Source organism: Mesorhizobium sp. B2-5-11, from assembly GCF_006440835.1.
Classification (GTDB): Bacteria; Pseudomonadota; Alphaproteobacteria; order Rhizobiales; family Rhizobiaceae; genus Mesorhizobium.
Map to the genome: position 1 here is coordinate 26678 of NZ_VFUK01000020.1, position 16611 is coordinate 43288.

At 63.5% G+C, this 16611-nt stretch carries 20 protein-coding genes and 1 tRNA gene; 8 read left to right on the forward strand and 13 right to left on the reverse strand.

The annotated features are described in order from the left end of the window. Positions 1-4 precede the first annotated feature (4 nt). Entirely contained in the window at positions 5-1672 is a 1668-nt protein-coding gene (locus FJ490_RS31630) for an ABC transporter ATP-binding protein (protein WP_140728598.1), read from the forward strand. 19 nt (positions 1673-1691) lie between these two features. Next, positions 1692-3062, forward strand: coding sequence for an alpha-glucosidase/alpha-galactosidase (locus FJ490_RS31635; RefSeq protein WP_140728599.1), 1371 nt, complete (start codon positions 1692-1694; stop codon positions 3060-3062). A gap of 18 nt (positions 3063-3080) precedes the next feature. Here the strand turns inward: FJ490_RS31635 and yacG are convergent, their stop codons facing one another. From yacG to FJ490_RS31680, 9 genes are all read right to left on the reverse strand, one after another. Next, a complete protein-coding gene (gene yacG / locus FJ490_RS31640) occupies positions 3081-3278 on the reverse strand; it encodes a DNA gyrase inhibitor YacG (protein WP_140562204.1) in 198 nt (65 codons plus the stop codon). Beyond that, a complete protein-coding gene (locus FJ490_RS31645; protein ID WP_140501039.1) occupies positions 3275-3901 on the reverse strand; it encodes a Maf-like protein in 627 nt (208 codons plus the stop codon). The genes yacG and FJ490_RS31645 overlap by 4 nt, the downstream gene beginning before the upstream one ends. A gap of 22 nt (positions 3902-3923) precedes the next feature. Next, entirely contained in the window at positions 3924-4142 is a 219-nt protein-coding gene (infA, locus tag FJ490_RS31650) for a translation initiation factor IF-1 (protein ID WP_006200926.1), read from the reverse strand. Positions 4143-4338: 196 nt separating this feature from the next. Then, the gene (locus FJ490_RS31655) at positions 4339-4749 is read right to left on the reverse strand and encodes a low molecular weight phosphatase family protein (RefSeq protein ID WP_140728600.1); all 411 of its coding nucleotides are present in this window, start codon (positions 4747-4749) and stop codon (positions 4339-4341) included. 48 nt (positions 4750-4797) lie between these two features. Next, on the reverse strand, positions 4798-5283 hold the full coding sequence (locus tag FJ490_RS31660) for a UPF0262 family protein (protein WP_140501043.1): 486 nt from the start codon (positions 5281-5283) through the stop codon (positions 4798-4800). Between the two features lie 5 nt (positions 5284-5288). Beyond that, positions 5289-6581 carry a histidinol dehydrogenase gene (gene hisD / locus FJ490_RS31665; RefSeq protein WP_140525560.1) on the reverse strand — a complete coding sequence of 431 codons (1293 nt, stop codon included), beginning with the start codon at positions 6579-6581 and terminating at the stop codon, positions 5289-5291. A gap of 3 nt (positions 6582-6584) precedes the next feature. Next, positions 6585-7019: a DUF2948 family protein gene (locus FJ490_RS31670; RefSeq protein ID WP_140633719.1), complete on the reverse strand. Its 435-nt coding sequence runs from the start codon at positions 7017-7019 to the stop codon at positions 6585-6587. Between the two features lie 149 nt (positions 7020-7168). Next, positions 7169-8461, reverse strand: coding sequence for a UDP-N-acetylglucosamine 1-carboxyvinyltransferase (gene murA, locus FJ490_RS31675; RefSeq protein ID WP_140513353.1), 1293 nt, complete (start codon positions 8459-8461; stop codon positions 7169-7171). 127 nt (positions 8462-8588) lie between these two features. Further along, positions 8589-8789 (reverse strand): hypothetical protein, encoded by a 201-nt coding sequence (locus FJ490_RS31680; protein WP_140728601.1) that lies wholly within the window; start codon positions 8787-8789, stop codon positions 8589-8591. A gap of 161 nt (positions 8790-8950) precedes the next feature. On the opposite strand from FJ490_RS31680, the gene FJ490_RS31685 reads away from it, so the two are divergent. Further along, a tRNA-Thr gene (locus FJ490_RS31685) sits at positions 8951-9025 on the forward strand. Positions 9026-9484: 459 nt separating this feature from the next. After that, positions 9485-10873 (forward strand): multicopper oxidase family protein, encoded by a 1389-nt coding sequence (locus FJ490_RS31690; protein WP_140633713.1) that lies wholly within the window; start codon positions 9485-9487, stop codon positions 10871-10873. Positions 10874-10893: 20 nt separating this feature from the next. Here the strand turns inward: FJ490_RS31690 and FJ490_RS31695 are convergent, their stop codons facing one another. From FJ490_RS31695 to FJ490_RS31705, 3 genes are all read right to left on the reverse strand, one after another. Then, positions 10894-11181, reverse strand: coding sequence for a PTS sugar transporter subunit IIB (locus tag FJ490_RS31695; protein WP_140501055.1), 288 nt, complete (start codon positions 11179-11181; stop codon positions 10894-10896). 17 nt (positions 11182-11198) lie between these two features. Continuing rightward, positions 11199-11660 carry a PTS sugar transporter subunit IIA gene (locus FJ490_RS31700; RefSeq protein ID WP_140562200.1) on the reverse strand — a complete coding sequence of 154 codons (462 nt, stop codon included), beginning with the start codon at positions 11658-11660 and terminating at the stop codon, positions 11199-11201. A gap of 74 nt (positions 11661-11734) precedes the next feature. Next, complete coding sequence (locus FJ490_RS31705; protein ID WP_140562198.1) at positions 11735-13141, reverse strand: PTS transporter subunit IIC; 1407 nt, start codon at positions 13139-13141, stop codon at positions 11735-11737. A 53-nt stretch (positions 13142-13194) separates the two neighbouring features. Between FJ490_RS31705 and FJ490_RS31710 the strand changes: the two genes are divergently transcribed. The 4 genes from FJ490_RS31710 (at position 13195) to FJ490_RS31725 (ending at position 15742) form a co-directional block, all read left to right on the forward strand. Then, positions 13195-13407, forward strand: a complete 213-nt coding sequence (locus FJ490_RS31710) for a hypothetical protein (protein ID WP_140728602.1) — start codon at positions 13195-13197, stop codon at positions 13405-13407. A 319-nt stretch (positions 13408-13726) separates the two neighbouring features. Continuing rightward, positions 13727-15040 (forward strand): NAD(P)H-dependent oxidoreductase, encoded by a 1314-nt coding sequence (locus FJ490_RS31715; RefSeq protein ID WP_140728603.1) that lies wholly within the window; start codon positions 13727-13729, stop codon positions 15038-15040. 67 nt (positions 15041-15107) lie between these two features. Continuing rightward, positions 15108-15350 carry a type II toxin-antitoxin system VapB family antitoxin gene (locus tag FJ490_RS31720; RefSeq protein WP_140501063.1) on the forward strand — a complete coding sequence of 81 codons (243 nt, stop codon included), beginning with the start codon at positions 15108-15110 and terminating at the stop codon, positions 15348-15350. Then, entirely contained in the window at positions 15350-15742 is a 393-nt protein-coding gene (locus FJ490_RS31725; RefSeq protein WP_140501065.1) for a type II toxin-antitoxin system VapC family toxin, read from the forward strand. Before FJ490_RS31720 ends, FJ490_RS31725 begins: the two co-directional genes overlap by 1 nt. A 10-nt stretch (positions 15743-15752) precedes the next feature. Here the strand turns inward: FJ490_RS31725 and proC are convergent, their stop codons facing one another. Beyond that, positions 15753-16568, reverse strand: coding sequence for a pyrroline-5-carboxylate reductase (gene proC / locus FJ490_RS31730; protein WP_140501067.1), 816 nt, complete (start codon positions 16566-16568; stop codon positions 15753-15755). Between the last annotated feature and the right edge of the window lie 43 nt (positions 16569-16611).

Here is a 16611-nt window from a genome sequence, read left to right on the forward strand (position 1 = left end):
TGGGATGACGCTCGCGCTCGCCGAACCCTTCGCACCTTCCGTCCGGCACGACCATGACGGACGCCAGGGAGAACCCGTGATCGATGCCCGCAACATCGAGGTCGCCTTCAAGGTCGAGCACGGCACCGTCGAGGCGGTCAAGGACGTCTCGTTCCAGCTCTATCGCGGCGAGACGATCGCCATCGTCGGCGAATCCGGTTCCGGCAAATCGGTGACGGCGCGCACCGTCATGGGATTGCTGTCCCGGCGCGCCACCGTGTCACCGAGATCGACCGTCTGTTATGATGGGCAGAACATCCTGAAGTTCCCCGAAAGCGCCCGGCGCAAGCTGCGCGGCAACCGCATCTCGATGATCTTCCAGGAGCCGATGAGCTCGCTCAATCCGATCTATACGATCGGCAGCCAGATCGTCGAGGCGATCAGGGTTCATCGCAAGGTCGGCCGGCGGCAAGCCTGGGCACGGGCGCTCGAACTCCTGCAGCATGTCCAGATCCCGGATCCCGTCGCGCGGCTCAAGCAATATCCGCATCAGCTCTCGGGCGGCCAGCGCCAGCGCGTGATGATCGCCATGGCGCTGGCCAACGATCCCGACGTGCTGATCGCCGACGAACCGACGACGGCGCTCGACGTCACCGTCCAGGCACAGATCCTGAACCTGATCCGCAATCTGCAGAAAGAGCTGCGCATGGCGGTGATCCTGATCACCCATGACCTCACGGTCGTGCGCAAATTCTCCGACTACGTCTATGTCATGCAGCATGGCGAGATGCGGGAGCATAACGTCACCGAACGTCTGTTCTCCGATCCCCAGCATCCCTATACGCAACGACTGCTCGCCTCCGAACCGCGCGGGCGGCCACAACCGCTGCCGGAGGGCTCCGGCACCATCCTCGAAGCGAACGGGGTGCGCGTCTGCTTCATGCTGCGTCACGGCACCTTCCTCAAACCCGACTGGCGCGAGCTGGTCGCCGTCGACGATCTCGATCTCAAGCTTTGCCGCCACGAAACACTGGGACTGGTCGGCGAATCCGGCTCCGGCAAGACCACATTCGGCCAGTGCCTGCTCAGGTTGATCGATGCCAAGCGCGGCGAGATCCGTTTCGACGGCCAGCCGATCCATGGGCTGTCACGGGCCGAGATGCGGCCGCTGCGATCGAGCATGCAGGTCGTCTTCCAGGATCCGTTCTCCTCGCTCAACCCGCGCATGACGATCGGGCAGATCATCGAGGAAGGGCTGATCGTCAACGGCATCGGAGCGACGCGGCGCGAGCGGGTCGAGCGGGTGCGCGAGGCGCTGGTCAGCGCCGGCATGCCGGGCGACATCCTTTCGCGATTTCCGCACGAGTTCTCCGGCGGACAGCGGCAGCGCATCGCGATTGCCCGAGCCATCGCGTTGGAACCGGAATTCATCCTGCTCGACGAACCGACATCAGCGCTCGACCTCTCCGTCCAGGCGCAGATCATCGATCTCTTGCGCAAGCTGCAGGACGAGCGCGGCCTGAGTTATCTCTTCATCTCGCACGATCTCAAGGTGGTTCGCGCTCTGTGCCACCGCGTCATCGTCATGCAGCACGGCAAGATCGTCGAACAGGGACCTGTCGACGAGGTCCTCACCAATCCCAAGACCGCCTACACCGAACGGCTCGTCCGGGCCGCTTTCGACGTGGCCTGAACACATGCCGGAGGTTAGCGTGGCAAGACATCCCAGGATCACTTTCATCGGCGCCGGCTCGACCGTGTTCATGAAGAACATCGTCGGCGACGTGCTGCAGCGGCCGGCGCTTTCGGGCGCGACGATCGCGCTAATGGACATCGATCCGCAGCGGCTGGAAGAGAGTGCCGTCGTCGTCAACAAGCTGATCGCGACGCTCGGCGTCAAGGCAAAGGCGGAGACCTATTCCGACCAGCGCAAGGCGCTGGCCGGTGCCGATTTCGTCGTCGTCGCCTTCCAGATCGGCGGCTACGAGCCCTGCACCGTCACCGACTTTGAAGTGCCGAAGAAATATGGCCTGCGCCAGACCATAGCCGACACGCTCGGCGTCGGCGGCATCATGCGAGGCTTGAGGACCGTGCCGCATCTGTGGAAGATCTGCGAGGACATGCTCGCCGTCTGCCCCGATGCGATCATGCTGCAATACGTCAATCCGATGGCGATCAACACCTGGGCGATCTCGGAGAGATATCCTGACATCAGGCAGGTCGGCCTCTGCCACTCGGTGCAGGGCACCGCGATGGAACTGGCGCACGATCTCGATCTTCCCTACGAGGACATCCGCTATCGCTCCGCCGGCATCAACCACATGGCCTTCTACCTGAAGTTCGAGCACCGCCAGGCCGACGGCTCTTATCGAGATCTATATCCCGATCTCCTGCGCGCCTATCGCGAAGGGCGTGCGCCCAAGCCCGGCTGGAATCCGCGCTGCCCCAACAAGGTGCGTTACGAGATGCTGACCCGGCTCGGCTATTTCGTCACCGAAAGCTCCGAACATTTCGCCGAATACACGCCCTATTTCATCAAGAACGGCCGTCCCGACCTGATCGAGAAATACGGCATCCCGCTGGATGAATATCCCAAGCGCTGCATCGAGCAGATCGAGCGTTGGCAGGGGCAGGCGGAAGCCTACCGCTCGGCCGAGCGCATCGAGGTCGAGCAGTCGAAGGAATATGCCTCCTCGATCATGAATTCGGTCTGGACCGGCGAGCCGTCGGTGATCTACGGCAACGTTCGCAACAATGGCTGCATCACCTCGCTGCCCCGCGAGTGCGCCGCCGAGGTGCCGTGCCTGGTCGACGCCTCCGGCATCCAGCCGACTTACATTGGCGACCTGCCGCCGCAATTGACGGCGCTGATCCGCACCAACATCAACGTGCAGGAACTGACGGTGCGGGCGCTGACGAGCGAGAACCGGGAACACATCTACCATGCGGCGATGATGGATCCGCACACGGCAGCCGAGCTCGATCTCGACCAGATATGGTCACTGGTGGACGAGCTTCTTGCCGCCCACGGCGACTGGCTGCCGGCCTGGGCACGCGTGAGCCGCAAGACTGAAGCCGCCTGACCAAGCGTCGCTCTTAGCTTATTTCGGCTCGTCGGCGTCGGGTTCTTCCTCGTCGTCGCGGGCTTTGATGACATAGGCGCCCTTCAGCCAGCGGTTGAGGTCGATGTCCTTGCAGCGCTTGGAGCAGAACGGGTAGGTCTCGCGCGCCGAAGGCTTGCCGCATTCGGGGCAGGGGCGCTTTGGCCGCAGCGGCGTCACCTTGTCGTCCGCGCTCATGGCCGCGCCGAGGACCAGTTTTGATGGACCTTGAAGCCTTCGCCCGAAAGCAACGCTACGGTCTCGTAAAGCGGCAAGCCGACGACATTGGTGTAGGAGCCGACCAGCTTGACGACGAAAGCGCCCGCAAGCCCCTGTACGGCATAGCCGCCGGCCTTGCCGCGCCATTCTCCCGACGCGACATAGGCGTCGATCTCCTCGCGCGGCAGCCGCTTGAACCGCACCCGCGTCTCGACCAGCCGCTGGCGCAGTTTGCCGCCGGGCGTGATCAGGCAGATGCCGGAATAGACCCGGTGCGAACGCCCCGACAGCAGTCCGAGGCAGTTGGCGGCATCATCGAGCGTCTCGGCCTTGGGCAGGATGCGCCGCCCGACAGCGACCACCGTGTCGGCGGCCAGCACCAAGGCCGGCGCGTAGTCGGTTTCCGACTTCAGCGAGGCAAATGCCTTTTCGGCCTTTTCCTTCGACAGCCTTTTGGCCAGCGAGCGCGGATGCTCGGCACGCAGCGGCGTCTCGTCGATGTCGGCGGGCAGTATGCGGTCCGGTTCGATGCCGGCCTGCTGCAGGAGTTCGATGCGGCGCGGCGAACCCGAGGCAAGCACCAGCTTCAGCAAAATGCTCATCGCGGACCAGTTGGCCTTGATCTTACTTGAAACGATAGGTGATGCGGCCCTTGGTCAGGTCGTAGGGCGTCATCTCGACCAGGACCTTGTCGCCGGTCAGCACGCGGATGCGGTTCTTGCGCATGCGGCCGGCCGTATGGGCTATGATTTCGTGTTCGTTTTCGAGTTTCACCCGGAACATGGCGTTGGGCAGCAGTTCCGTGACGACACCCGGAAACTCGAGGACTTCTTCCTTCGGCATTCGATACCTTTGCTTGGATGGTTTCCCGGCGTTTAGAGCATGATGCCGAAAAGTATGAAGCGGTTTTCGGACGACATCATGCTCTACTTCTTTGATCTAGAGTCGGAAGCTGTCAGGTCGAAGAGACCCAACCGCATCCGACTCTAGCCGGAAATTCGGCGGAACCTATATGATAATCGTCGGCTTGTGAACACGCTTAATCCATCGCGTTTTTTGCTTCCGGAAGCAAAAAACGTCGGCCTATGCGCAACTTCAGCCGTTCGCGCACATCGCGATAGGCCGCGATGATCTGCTCGCGCGTGCCGCTGGCGCCGGTAGGATCCGGCGTCGGCCAGTATTCGACCTCGACGGCGAGCGAGCGGGTGAGCTCCAGCGCGGCATGGTGCGCCTCCGGCGCGAGCGTGACGATGAGATCGAAATAGTCGTCTTCCAGCTCGTCCATCGTCCTTGGGTGGCGCTCGCCCAGCGACAGGCCTTCCTCGGCAAGCACGGCATCGACGAACGGGTCACGCTCGCCGCTGCGCACGCCCGCGGAGGCGACGAAGGTGCTGGCCGGCAGCATGCGCCGCGCCAACAGCTCGGCCATCGGCGAGCGCACGGCATTCATGCCGCACAGGAACAGGATCGAACGGGGCGGTGCGCCGGCGGTCAGGGGTTAACCCCGCCAATGGAGCACGCAGACCAGCGTGAACAGCCGGCGCGCCGTGTCGAAATCGATGTCGATCTTGCCGGCGAGCCGGTCCATCAACGTCTGCGAACCCTCGTTGTGCAGGCCGCGGCGACCCATGTCGATCGCCTCGATATGGCTCGGCGTCGAGGAGCGAATGGCGTCGTAATAGCTTTCGCAGATCATGTAGTAGTCCTTGACGATGCGCCTGAGCGGCGTCAGCGACAGGATATGGGTCACCACGGCGGAACCGTCGTCGCGCGTCACGGCGAAAACCAGGCGGGACTCGGCCAGCGACAGCTTCAGCCGGTAGGGGCCCGCGCCGCTGTCGTTGACCGGTTGAAAACTGTTCTCCTCGATCAGGTCGAAGATCGCCACCGCGCGTTCGTGCTCGACGTCGGGCGTCGAACGGCCGATCGATTCATCGAGTTCGACATCGATCAGCCTCGCACGGGTTTGATCGGAGCCCGACATGGCGCCTACATGTTCAGCCGGATAGCGACGGAGCGTCCATGCGCGTCGAGCCCTTCCGCCTTGGCCAGCGCGATCGCGGCAGGCGCCAGCGCGCGCAATTGCTCGGGCCCGAGCTTCAGGATCGAGGTGCGCTTGACGAAATCGAGTACCGAAAGGCCTGACGAGAAACGCGCCGAGCGCGCCGTCGGCAGCACGTGGTTGGAACCGCCGACATAGTCGCCGATGGCTTCCGGCGTATGGCGGCCGAGAAACACGGCACCGGCATTGTGCATCCGCGACAGGAAGCCCTCGGCATCGTCGATTGCCAGTTCGACATGCTCGGCCGCGATACGGTCGACCAGCGGCAGCGCTGCCTCGATTGCCGCAACCTCGATCACCGCGCCGAAATCGCGCCAACTCGCCGCCGCCGTCTCCGCCCGTGGCAGGTTTGGCAGCTGCCGTTCGACCGCCTCCTCCACCGCCTTGCCAAAGGCCGGATCGTCGGTGATCAGGATCGACTGCGCGGACGCGTCATGTTCGGCCTGGGCCAGGAGATCGGCGGCGATCCAGTCGGGATCATTGTCGCCGTCGGCCACGACGAGCACTTCCGAGGGGCCGGCGATCATGTCGATGCCGACGGTGCCGAACACCTGGCGCTTGGCCGCCGCGACATAGGCGTTGCCAGGGCCGACGATCTTGGCGACCGGCTTGATCGTCTCGGTGCCATAGGCCAGGGCAGCGATCGCCTGGGCGCCGCCGACGCGATAGATTTCCGGCACGCCGGCAAGGTCGGCCGCCACCAGCACAAGCGGATTGATGACGCCGCCGGGTGCCGGCACCACCATAACGATGCGCTCCACGCCGGCGACCTTGGCCGGTATGGCGTTCATCAGCACCGAACTGGGATAGCTCGCAGTACCGCCCGGCACGTAAAGCCCGACCGCCTCGACCGCAGTCCAGCGCCAGCCGAGCTCGACGCCCGCGGCATCGGTAAAGCGGTCGTCCTTCGGCCGCTGCCGCTCGTGGTAGGCGCGGATGCGGTCGCGCGCGAATTCGAGTGCCTCGATCGTCTGGTGGTCGCAAGCGGCATAGGCGCGGGCGATCTCGTCCTTCGACACGGCAATGCCGAGTTCCCTGAGGTCGGCCCGGTCGAAGCGTCTGGTAAAGTCGACGAGGGCGGCGTCGCCGTCGGCGCGCACGCGCGCGATGATCTGGCGCACGGCCGCGTCGACATCGGCCGACACTTCTCTCTTGGTGGTGAGGAAAGCGGCGAAACGCTGTTCGAAATCGGCGTCGGACTGACGAAGCGTGATGGCCATCGCTCAGGTCCTGTGCACGGGGCGCGACGTGGCTTCCCACGTGCCGCCGACATCGGCAAGGCGGGCCTCGATGCATTCGACATCGAGCATGATTGCGCCGCCTCCCGAAAAGATCAGCTCGACTATGCCGGCCGGCTTGCTGATCTCGATGAAGCTGATCGCCAGCAGCGACAGCACTTCGGCCGGCTTGTCGCGGGCAATGCCGCTGGTCTTGGCGCCCAGAACCCGATCGAAATGCAGCACGGCCTGGCGCCGTTCGTTGTGCTGGCGAAAGAAGCCCGATTTGGCCTCCCAGACGAAACGGTTCATGGTCAGCACGAAACGCTTGGCCGCGGGAAGATATTCAAGGTCAGAGACTTTCATCACGGCGTCCTGGACATGGGCGGAGACGATGCTCAGGTCCTGGTCGTCGAGGGCGATAAGCTTGAGGCCGGTCATGCGGATTTCGCACCTGAAAATTGACTGTTCAGCCTTCTGTTAGAGCATGATCCCGAAAAGTGGAAACCGCTTTTCGGAAAAGATCATGCTCAAGCAGGAATCCGGAGATCGTTCCGGTCCGCGCAGCCGTGAGGCGGGCGGGGATTGGCCTAAGCCGAGATCCGTTCGATCACCGCGCCGCAGTTGGACAGCTTTTCCTCCAGCCGCTCGAAGCCGCGGTCGAGATGATAAACGCGGTTGACCGTGGTTTCGCCTTCGGCCGCCAGGCCGGCGATGACCAGCGAAACGGAAGCGCGAAGGTCGGTCGCCATGACAGGCGCGCCCTTCAGTTTCGGCACGCCGTCGACGATCGCCGTCTGGCCCGAAAGCGTGATGTGGGCGCCCAGGCGCGCCAGTTCCTGCACATGCATGAAGCGGTTTTCGAAGATCGTCTCGGTGATGCGCGACTTGCCCTTGGCCATGGTCATCAGGCCCATGAACTGCGCCTGCAGATCGGTCGGGAAAGCCGGAAAGGGCGCCGTCGTCACGTCGACCGGTGAAATGCCGGCGCCGTTGCGCTTGACGCGAATGCCGGAATTGGTCGGCGTGATCTCGGCGCCCGTCTGCGAGATCACGTCCAGCGCGGTCTGCAGCAAATCGGGACGCGCGCCCTCGAGCACGACGTCGCCGCCGGTCATGGCGACGGCCATGGCATAGGTTCCGGTCTCGATCCGGTCCGGGATGACGCGCACTCGCGCACCCGACAGCGCCTCGACGCCGTCGATGGTGATGGTTGGCGTGCCGGCGCCGGAAATCTTGGCACCCATGGCATTGAGGCATTCGGCGAGGTTGACGATCTCGGGCTCGCAGGCGGCGTTCTCAAGCACCGTCTCGCCCTTGGCGAGCGACGCCGCCATCATCAGCACATGGGTGGCGCCGACCGACACTTTCGGAAAGACATAACGGTTGCCGACGAGGCGGCCATTCCTGGTCTTGGCGATGACATAGCCGGTGTCGACGTCGATGTCGGCGCCCAGCGCCTGCAGGCCTTCCAGGAACAGGTCGACCGGCCGCGTGCCGATGGCGCAACCGCCCGGCAACGACACCTTGGCCTCGCCCATGCGGGCCAGCAGCGGGCCGATGACCCAGAACGAAGCGCGCATCTTCGACACCAGCTCGTAAGGGGCCGTCGTGTCGACGATGTTGCGGGCGGAAAAATTGATGGTGCGCGAATAGCCTTCATTCTGCTTTTCGCGGCGTCCGTTGACCGAATAATCGACGCCGTGATTGCCCAGGATGCGGATCAGTTGCTCGACATCGGCCAGATGCGGCACGTTTTCGAGCGTCAGCGTGTCGTCTGTCAGAAGCGACGCGATCATCAACGGCAGGGCGGCGTTTTTCGCGCCCGAGATCGGAATGCTTCCGGCGAGCTTGTTGCCGCCGACAATTCTGATGCGATCCATGAAGACTATCCCCTCGGCCCCGAAAGCCGGTTTCAATCGTTTGAGTATCGGCCCGTCTAGACCATCGGCCAACCTGGTTCAAGAAATAGGATTTCCTGGCACCCGACCCAAGAGTGGCTGATTTGAGTTAATCTTTTTGTATTTCCTTCGCCGCGCCGACCCCGTCCGGCCGCTTGTCGGCGTCCCCGGCGCGCCGCTTGTCGGCGTCGCCGGCGCGCCGCGAGCGCGACTGTGCCTTGCGCTTCAACAGATTCGCGCGCAGCTGTTCGGCCAGGCGGTCCTTGCGGCCGGTGCCGCTCTTTTTCGGTGGAATTGTCTTGTCGTTCATCGTCCCGTCCTAGCCGGCGGCCGGCCAGCCCGCTATTCAGGCATAACCAACATTGTGGCGCGGCCATGTCATCAAAACGTATCCGGCAAAGGCTTTCACAGATGCTTTGCACTTGGCCTTGCGCTTGCCGGTTCGATATGGCAGAAGCCCCGCCATCAGCGGCTGCGGTAGCTCAGTGGTAGAGCACTCCCTTGGTAAGGGAGAGGTCGAGAGTTCAATCCTCTCTCGCAGCACCAGACTGCCCGACATTTTCAGCGCCATCCGTCCCATTCTTAAGCCCTTGCGGCACGAACGGGCAAAAAAAGGCGCATCCGGCACCTGAATCCGAGATTTCGCGCAGGTTGGTTCTCGTCGCGCTTTCATGGCGGGAGCAAATCGGCCTGCTTGCTTTCCTCCGCGACGAGCGCCTGCCCATAGGGGGCGACCGCTTGACGCCCTTCCGCTACCCACCCGCCCGATCGGACGGTTGAAAACATCGGCATTGGCGACCCGGGCGAGTCCGCTCCGGTCAGTGCCTTGAAGCATGACCTGGCGCGGCCGTCGTCCCGATCAGAGTCGCAGGGCGAAGCGCCGTCCGCGCAGACGGTGCTGGCCGCGGCTTCATCGAGACACAAATGCCGATATCGGCATTTGCGCTGGCCGTCCGATCGTGATTCAAGTCGGCGATTCCGAGGGTTTTCCCGCTGGAGCGCAGCATGAGCTTGATCACACGCCGTCGACTTCTGAAATCGGCCGCGGTTGCCGGTGCGGGCGGGCTCGCGGCGATGGGGAGGCTTGGCGGCTGGGCCGTCGCCACGCCCGAGCCGGTGGTGCTGCGGACGGCCAGGATCCAGGCCACGCTGATGGAGGTCGGCCCGACCCGGGACGTGCTGACATATGGCAGCGCCGGAATGCCGCCGGTGCTGAGGATGAAAAAGGGCGAGCCCTTCGCCGCCCGGCTCGTCAACGCGATCGACGACCCGACGACGATCCACTGGCACGGCGTTCGGGTCCCCAACAAGATGGACGGCGTTCCGTTCCTGGTCCAGCCCTACGTCTATACCGGCGATCATTTCGACTACGCCTTCACGCCGCCCGATGCCGGCACCTTCTGGTACCACCCGCATTGCAATACGCTGGAGCAAATGGGGCACGGCCTGACCGGCGTCATCGTGGTCGAAAATCCCGGTGATCCGAAATTCGATGCCGAAATCGTCCTCAATCTGCGCGACTGGCGCCTCGGCGACGATGGCCAGTTCATCGATCAGTTCCGGCCGCGGGATGCCGCGAGAACCGGCACCTATGGCACGGTGCGCACGGCCAACTGGCTCGACCAGCCGCACTATGACGCGCCAGCCGGCGGGCTGGTGCGGCTGCGCGTCGCCATCACCGACGTGACGCGCATCCATGCCTTTCGCGTCAACGGCGCGGAGGCGACGGTGATCGCGCTGGACGGCAATCCGGTGCCGCAGCGTTTTTCGCCCGATGCCTTGCTGCTTGGCCCGGGACAGCGCATGGAACTCGCCATCCGCATGCCTGACGCGGAGGGCGCGGTCGTGAGCCTGCGGGACGTCAGGGGCACCAAGCCCAAGGTGCTGGCTACCTTGCGTGCGGCTGGCAGCTCGCTGAAGCGCGACATTCGTGATGTCGCGCCGCTGGAGGCCAATCCGGTGGCGGAGGTCGATCTCTCCGCTGCCCAGCATATTTCGCTGGCGCTCAGCGCTACGGCCGAGAACATTCCGAGCGACGGCATATGCGGTTCGCTCGGCTACAGTTTCTGGGCCATCAACAAGGTGCCGTGGCCTGGCGATACGCCGGATCCGACCGCTCCGCTGGCCGAATTGAAGCTTGGCAGGAGCTATGTCATCGACATGGAGAACCTGACGCCGCAATCGCATCCGATGCATTTGCACGGCATGAGCTTCAAAGTGCTGTCATCCTCGACTCGGCCCGTGCAGCCGCTGGTTTCCGACACCTATCTCATCCAGCCCAACGAGAAGGTGAGCCTCGGCTTCGTCGCCGACAACCCCGGCGACTGGCTGCTGCACTGCCATATCATCGAGCATCAGAAATCGGGCATGACGAGCTACGTCAGGGTGACCTGAAACCGAGCGCGTGCCGCGGCCTACTTGCGCAGTTGCACCTCGATCTCGTCGAGCACCTTGTCCTTGCCGATGCCGGTGAGGAAGGCGAGGCCCTTGATGACCGGCTTGGTCACCGAAGCCGAGATCGGCGTCGTGGCGACGATGAAGTCGACGCTGTCGGCCAGCCCCGGCACTTCGGTCGCCTTGGCCTGCTGGGCGTTGAAGGTCAGGCCGCGCTGCTTCATCGCCTCGGTGACGGCGACGTTGACCGCGGTTGAGGTGGCTATGCCCGTGCCGCAGGCAAAGAGAATTGTTTTCTGTCTGGACATCTCTTGCTTCTCCTTGTTCAGCCGAGCACGGCCCGAACGTCGTCTAGCGTCGTGGCCGACCTCAGGCCGTCCAATGCATCTGGATTCTGGATGGTGGCCATAACGGCCTGCAGCGCTTCAATCTGCTTGTCCTTGTCATTGATGGCAAGCAGGAAGACGAAGCCGACCGGCAGCTTCTCGTCGGGGTCTTCCATGTTGGCGAAGACGACGGGGTGCTTCAATGTGCCCAAAGCGATCCCGGGCTTCAGGACATGTTCGGGATCGGTGTGCGGCACCGCGACATTGTCGGCGCGCTCCAGCGGCAGTCCTGTCGGGATGGTCAACTCGCGGCGCACGACCGCGTCGGCGTAGGAACTTCTGACATAGCCGAGCGTCTCGAGCCGGCCGGCCAGGATGCGGATGATCTGCTCATTGGTCGAGGCATCGGATCCGAGCACGATCGCTTCGGGGTCCAGAAGCTGCATGAGTCCGTCAGACATGTTTTTGCTCCGTCGATAAAATCATGCGCCCGGGGAGGGCGCACGATCATTTCAAACGTCAGGCGTGATGAGGCTCAGGCCGTGCCTTCGGCCGGCTCGTCCTCGGCGCCCGCTGCCCGTTCCCAGCCGAGCGTGTTGCGGCGATAGAGGACGAACAATGCCGCGATGACCACGGCGATCACGACGATGCCGGCAAGGCCAAGTCCCTGGATCGCCTCGATGATCACATAGGGCACCCACAGGAAGCCGTCGACGACCGAGGTGATCTGCAGCGCGTCTGCCGGCAGCTTGAAGCCCGACGCGACGGCCGCACTTGTGAACAGCGGCGCCAGCGCGTTGGCGACGTAGAAACCGATCGCCAGCGTCACCGTGCCGATCACCACCATGCGGAACACATTGCCTTTGACCAGAGGGGCGGTCATGGCGACGATGAAGGGAATGACCGCCAGGTCGGCGAACAGGATGACGCGGTTGCCCGGCAGGATCACCGACAGGATGATCGCGATAGGCACCAGGATCAGCGACGACGAGATCGCGGCGGGATGCCCGATCAGGATGGCGGAGTCCAGGCCGACCAGAAGCTCGCGGTCGCCGGTGCGCTTGCGCACGAATTCCTGCGCCGCGTCGGAGACCGGGATCAGGCCCTCCATCAGGATCTTCACCATGCGCGGCAAAAGCAGCATGACGGCTGCCAGGGTCATGCCGGTGCCAAGCACCTTGGCGAGCACCGTGCCGAGATCGCCCGCATTGTAGAAGGCGATGGCACCGAGCACGAGACCGATGATCAAGCCGAGCACGACAGGTTCGCCGAACACGCCGAACCGGCGCTCGATGGTCTCGGTGTTGATGTTGATGCGGTTGATGCCGGGAATGCGGTCCATGATCCAGTTCAGGATGATGGCGATCGGCAGGATCTGCGCGGAAGCCAGGTGCGGCACCGAAATGCCGGGCACGCCGTAGAACTGCTGCACTGCGCGCGCCGACCAGTCGGCGAACAGCAGCGACAGTGCCGCGACCAATGCCGCGATGGCGATGCCGTAGGCCAGATTGTCGGTCGCCGCCACGACCAGCGAGCCGACAAAGGCGAAGTGCCAGAAGTTCCAGACGTCGACATTGAGCGTGCGCGTCATGCGCGTCAGCAACAGCACGATGTTGACCAGGATGCCGACGGGGATGACCCACAGGCCGACCGACGAGCCGAAGGCGATGGCGGCCGCCGACGGCCAGCCGACATCGATGATGTCGCGATGAATGCCGGTGTTGGTGACGATGGCCTTGGCGACGTCGCCGATCGACGTGAACATCAGGCCAAGCACGAGGTTGATGCCGATGAAGGCGACGCCGATGGTGACCGCGGCGCGAAAAGCCTTGCTGACCTTTGCGCCCAGAACGACGGCTATGATGAAAATGACGATCGGCAGCAGCACTGTTGCGCCGAGCGTGTCGATGGCCCCTTTGAGGCCCGCAAGAATAGTATCCATTTGTCCTCCCCTGGAGCACCGAGCCCGACCCCCGGGTTCGAAATGATGCTCCGTTGACCTCCAACGCCTTTGCCGCCAACCTCGGCGCAAAGGCACTCCCCGTTCTGCCCGCGAGCCGGAATGCGTCCCGCTCGGTGATGCGGGATGAACATTTGCCTTCGCTGGCGAACGAATGTTTTATTGAGGCAGTTCAAGGCAATGTCAATTGGCAAGTCTTTGAACCCAAGGCATCCGGGCTGACGGAGCCTTCGCCTGTGCGCTCTTGACGGAGCATTGAACGGAAAAACCCGCCTGTGCGGCGGGCCCTGGCGCAACTCAGCACCATGGGCAAATATGTAGCATAGTTGCCCTCACCCAGTCAAGAAAAAATTCCTATCATGAGAAGCTGCCGGCACAGCGGACTGGCAGTCGTCAGGTCTTTGTCGCCGAGTTCGGAGCCCAGTCTTTGGGCCAACCGAACCGTGGCGAGCGCCTCTGTCCTGCGCGATTTCATGGGAAATTGACGGGCCGAGGCCAGTTTCGTTGGCAAGGAGGAGCTATTCCCTGCTAATCCGACGCGAACCAGGAAGCTGTGGACATCCCCGCATGACCAATGTCGCCTTGACCGGGCTCGCCCGCGATCTCGCCAGCCGTGCCGCCGAGGGCCGCCCGGTACGCATCGGCGTCATCGGTTCGGGCGAAATGGGCACCGATCTGGTCACGCAAGGCATGCTGATGCCCGGCATTTCGGTCTGCGCGGTCTCGACAAGACGTCCGCATACGGCGCGCGAAGCGGTCCGCATCGCCTATGGTGACGAAGCGATGGCCGTCGAAGCCGATACCGCTTCGAAAGTCACCGCGGCGATCGAGTCGAGAAAGATCGCCATCACCTCCAACGAGATGCTGGTCACCAATCCGCTGATCGACGTCGTCATCGACGCCACCGGCAAGCCCGGCGTCGCCGCCGACTTCGACCTGATGGCGATGCAGCATGGCAAGCATCTGGTGATGATGAATGTAGAGGCCGACGTCACTATCGGCTGCTATCTCAAGCAGCAGGCAGATCGCCTCGGCGTCGTCTATTCGGTCGGCGCCGGAGACGAGCCCTCGAGCTGCATGGAGCTGATCGAGTTCGCCTCCGCACTGGACTTGACCATCGTCTCGGCCGGCAAGGGCAAGAACAACCCGCTTAACCACGATGCCGTGCCCGACGACTATCGCGAGGAAGCGATCCGCCGCAACATGAACCCGCGCATGCTGGTCGAGTTCGTCGACGGTTCGAAAACCATGGTCGAGATGTGCGCCATCGCCAACGCCACCGGGCTGGTGCCCGACGTGCCCGGCATGCACGGCCCGAAGGCCGACCGCGACGACCTCGTCAAGGTGCTCATTCCGCGCGAGCATGGCGGGCTGCTCACGAAAAAGGGCGTTGTCGACTACACCATCGGCAAGGGTGTCGCACCCGGTGTCTTCGTCATCGTCGAGGCGACCCACCCGCGCATCGTCGAGCGCATGGACGACCTGCATATCGGCCACGGTCCCTATTACAGCCTGTTCCGACCCTACCATTTGACCTCGCTGGAAGTGCCGCTGACGGCGGCCCGCATCGTGCTCTTCGGCAAGCCCGACATGGTGCCGCTGCCAAGGCCGGTCGCCGAGGTATGCGCCGTCGCCAAGCGGGATCTGGCCGCCGGCGAAACCTTCGATGCGATCGGCGAGACCTGCTATCGCTCCTGGACGATGACCGTCGAAGACGCTCGCGCCCGGCGTGCCGTGCCGGTCGGCCTACTCGAGGGCGGCAAGGTGCTGAAACCGGTGAGGAAAGGCGAGCTGTTGACGGCCGACAACGCCGCACCCGACCGGGCGACGAGACTGTTCGCTCTGCGCCGGCTGCAGGATGAGATGCTGTACGAAAAATAAGCCCGTTGTGGCGCTGTCATGACAGATGCACTATATTGTAATGGCAGATGACGCTGAGGATCGACCAATGAACCTCCAGATCAGGGACCCGCGTGCACGTGAGCTGGCACAGCGGCTCGCCGCCAAACGCAAGATTTCGATGACCGAGGCGGTGATCGAAGCTCTTGAGTCCGAACTGAAACGGGAAAGTGGACGCGCTCCGTTGGCGCAGCGGCTGGCTGCCATCGCTGATGAACTCAAAGCCAGAGCTGGTCATGGCGGCCGGCCCGTAGACAAGGATGAGATCGATGAGATGTGGGGCCACTCTTGATGTTTGTCGACACCTCGGTGGTCGTCGCAATTCTTTCGGGAGAGGGAGATGCTGGCGAGTGGAGCAACCGCATCGCGGTAGCACCTCGCAAAATTACTTCCGCGTTGGTGGTGCTCGAAGCGGCTATGCGGCTTTCAACTATGCTGGCCGTTGAGCCGCTTGTCGCTGAAGTGGCGATAGAGGCTTTTCTGCGCGAGTCCGAAATCGAAATCGTTCCGATCGACGCCGGCGACGCCAAGCTCGCGGTCCAAGCTTTTTCAGACTATGGAAAAGGACGCGGGCATCCCGCCCAACTCAACCTGGCCGATTGCCTGTCCTATGCATGCGCAAAGAGTCGTGGCTCTGCTCTGCTCTACAAAGGCAACGACTTCTCGCATACCGATCTGGCCTAGGGAGTCTGCTCTATTTCCCCAGTTCGATCGACCGCAGCCGCGCCGCTTCCACCGCTTGCGTGAGGAGATTGGTCAACCGGTCCTCGCCCATCAGCACACCAAGCGCCGCCGCCGTCGTGCCGTTCGGGCTGGTCACCTGCTGGCGCAGCAGGCCCGGCTCCTCGCCGCTTTCGGCGGCGAGGGAGGCGGCACCATAGACGGTCTGCATGGCGAGCAGCCTGGCGGTCGCCGCCGGCAGGCCCGCCTTCTCGGCGGCGACGGTCAGCGCTTCGATGAAATGGAAGATATAGGCCGGCCCCGATCCCGACACGGCGGTCACCGCATCCATCAGTCCCTCCTCGTCGATGGTGGCCACTTCGCCGCTGGCCGACAAGAGGTCGGCGACGAAACGCTTGGTGTCGTCGGAAACCAGCGGATTGGAAAACACCACCATCATGCCCTTGCCAATGGAAGCAGGCGTGTTGGGCATGCAGCGCACAACAGGCGCGCGGTCGCCCAGGATTTCCTCGAAGGTGGCGACCGGCGTGCCCGCGGCAATGCTGACGAAGGTGGTGCGCCCTTCGCCGAAACGTTTGTAAGCGGCGGTGACGTCGCGGATCACCTGGGGCTTCACGGCGATGACGATGAGATCAGGCACGGCACCGGCCGGGATATCGGTGGCGTCGGCAGCCGTTCCGCATCCGAGTGCGGCCGCGCGCTGGCGCAGGTCGGCATTGGGCTCGACCACGAAAACGGACGACGGTGCAAGCTTGCCGGATTTCAGCCAGCCCGAGAGCATGGCGTAACCCATATTGCCGCAGCCGGCGAGAACAAGCCTGATCGTCATCGAAAGCCCTCCGAGGAAAGGCTTCACATAAACGCTCGCGGAT

Bases quoted from the DNA above. Each gene is read 5' to 3' on its own strand.
- FJ490_RS31630 (WP_140728598.1), top strand. From the start codon at position 5: ATGACGCTCGCGCTCGCCGAACCCTTCGCACCTTCCGTCCGGCACGAC.
- yacG (WP_140562204.1), bottom strand. From the start codon at position 3,278: ATGAGCGCGGACGACAAGGTGACGCCGCTGCGGCCAAAGCGCCCCTGC.
- FJ490_RS31645 (WP_140501039.1), bottom strand. From the start codon at position 3,901: ATGAGCATTTTGCTGAAGCTGGTGCTTGCCTCGGGTTCGCCGCGCCGC.
- infA (WP_006200926.1), bottom strand. From the start codon at position 4,142: ATGCCGAAGGAAGAAGTCCTCGAGTTTCCGGGTGTCGTCACGGAACTG.
- FJ490_RS31655 (WP_140728600.1), bottom strand. From the start codon at position 4,749: ATGAATGCCGTGCGCTCGCCGATGGCCGAGCTGTTGGCGCGGCGCATG.
- FJ490_RS31660 (WP_140501043.1), bottom strand. From the start codon at position 5,283: ATGTCGGGCTCCGATCAAACCCGTGCGAGGCTGATCGATGTCGAACTC.
- hisD (WP_140525560.1), bottom strand. From the start codon at position 6,581: ATGGCCATCACGCTTCGTCAGTCCGACGCCGATTTCGAACAGCGTTTC.
- FJ490_RS31670 (WP_140633719.1), bottom strand. From the start codon at position 7,019: ATGACCGGCCTCAAGCTTATCGCCCTCGACGACCAGGACCTGAGCATC.
- murA (WP_140513353.1), bottom strand. From the start codon at position 8,461: ATGGATCGCATCAGAATTGTCGGCGGCAACAAGCTCGCCGGAAGCATT.
- FJ490_RS31680 (WP_140728601.1), bottom strand. From the start codon at position 8,789: ATGAACGACAAGACAATTCCACCGAAAAAGAGCGGCACCGGCCGCAAG.
- FJ490_RS31690 (WP_140633713.1), top strand. From the start codon at position 9,485: ATGAGCTTGATCACACGCCGTCGACTTCTGAAATCGGCCGCGGTTGCC.
- FJ490_RS31695 (WP_140501055.1), bottom strand. From the start codon at position 11,181: ATGTCCAGACAGAAAACAATTCTCTTTGCCTGCGGCACGGGCATAGCC.
- FJ490_RS31700 (WP_140562200.1), bottom strand. From the start codon at position 11,660: ATGTCTGACGGACTCATGCAGCTTCTGGACCCCGAAGCGATCGTGCTC.
- FJ490_RS31705 (WP_140562198.1), bottom strand. From the start codon at position 13,141: ATGGATACTATTCTTGCGGGCCTCAAAGGGGCCATCGACACGCTCGGC.
- FJ490_RS31715 (WP_140728603.1), top strand. From the start codon at position 13,727: ATGACCAATGTCGCCTTGACCGGGCTCGCCCGCGATCTCGCCAGCCGT.
- FJ490_RS31720 (WP_140501063.1), top strand. From the start codon at position 15,108: ATGAACCTCCAGATCAGGGACCCGCGTGCACGTGAGCTGGCACAGCGG.
- FJ490_RS31725 (WP_140501065.1), top strand. From the start codon at position 15,350: ATGTTTGTCGACACCTCGGTGGTCGTCGCAATTCTTTCGGGAGAGGGA.
- proC (WP_140501067.1), bottom strand. From the start codon at position 16,568: ATGACGATCAGGCTTGTTCTCGCCGGCTGCGGCAATATGGGTTACGCC.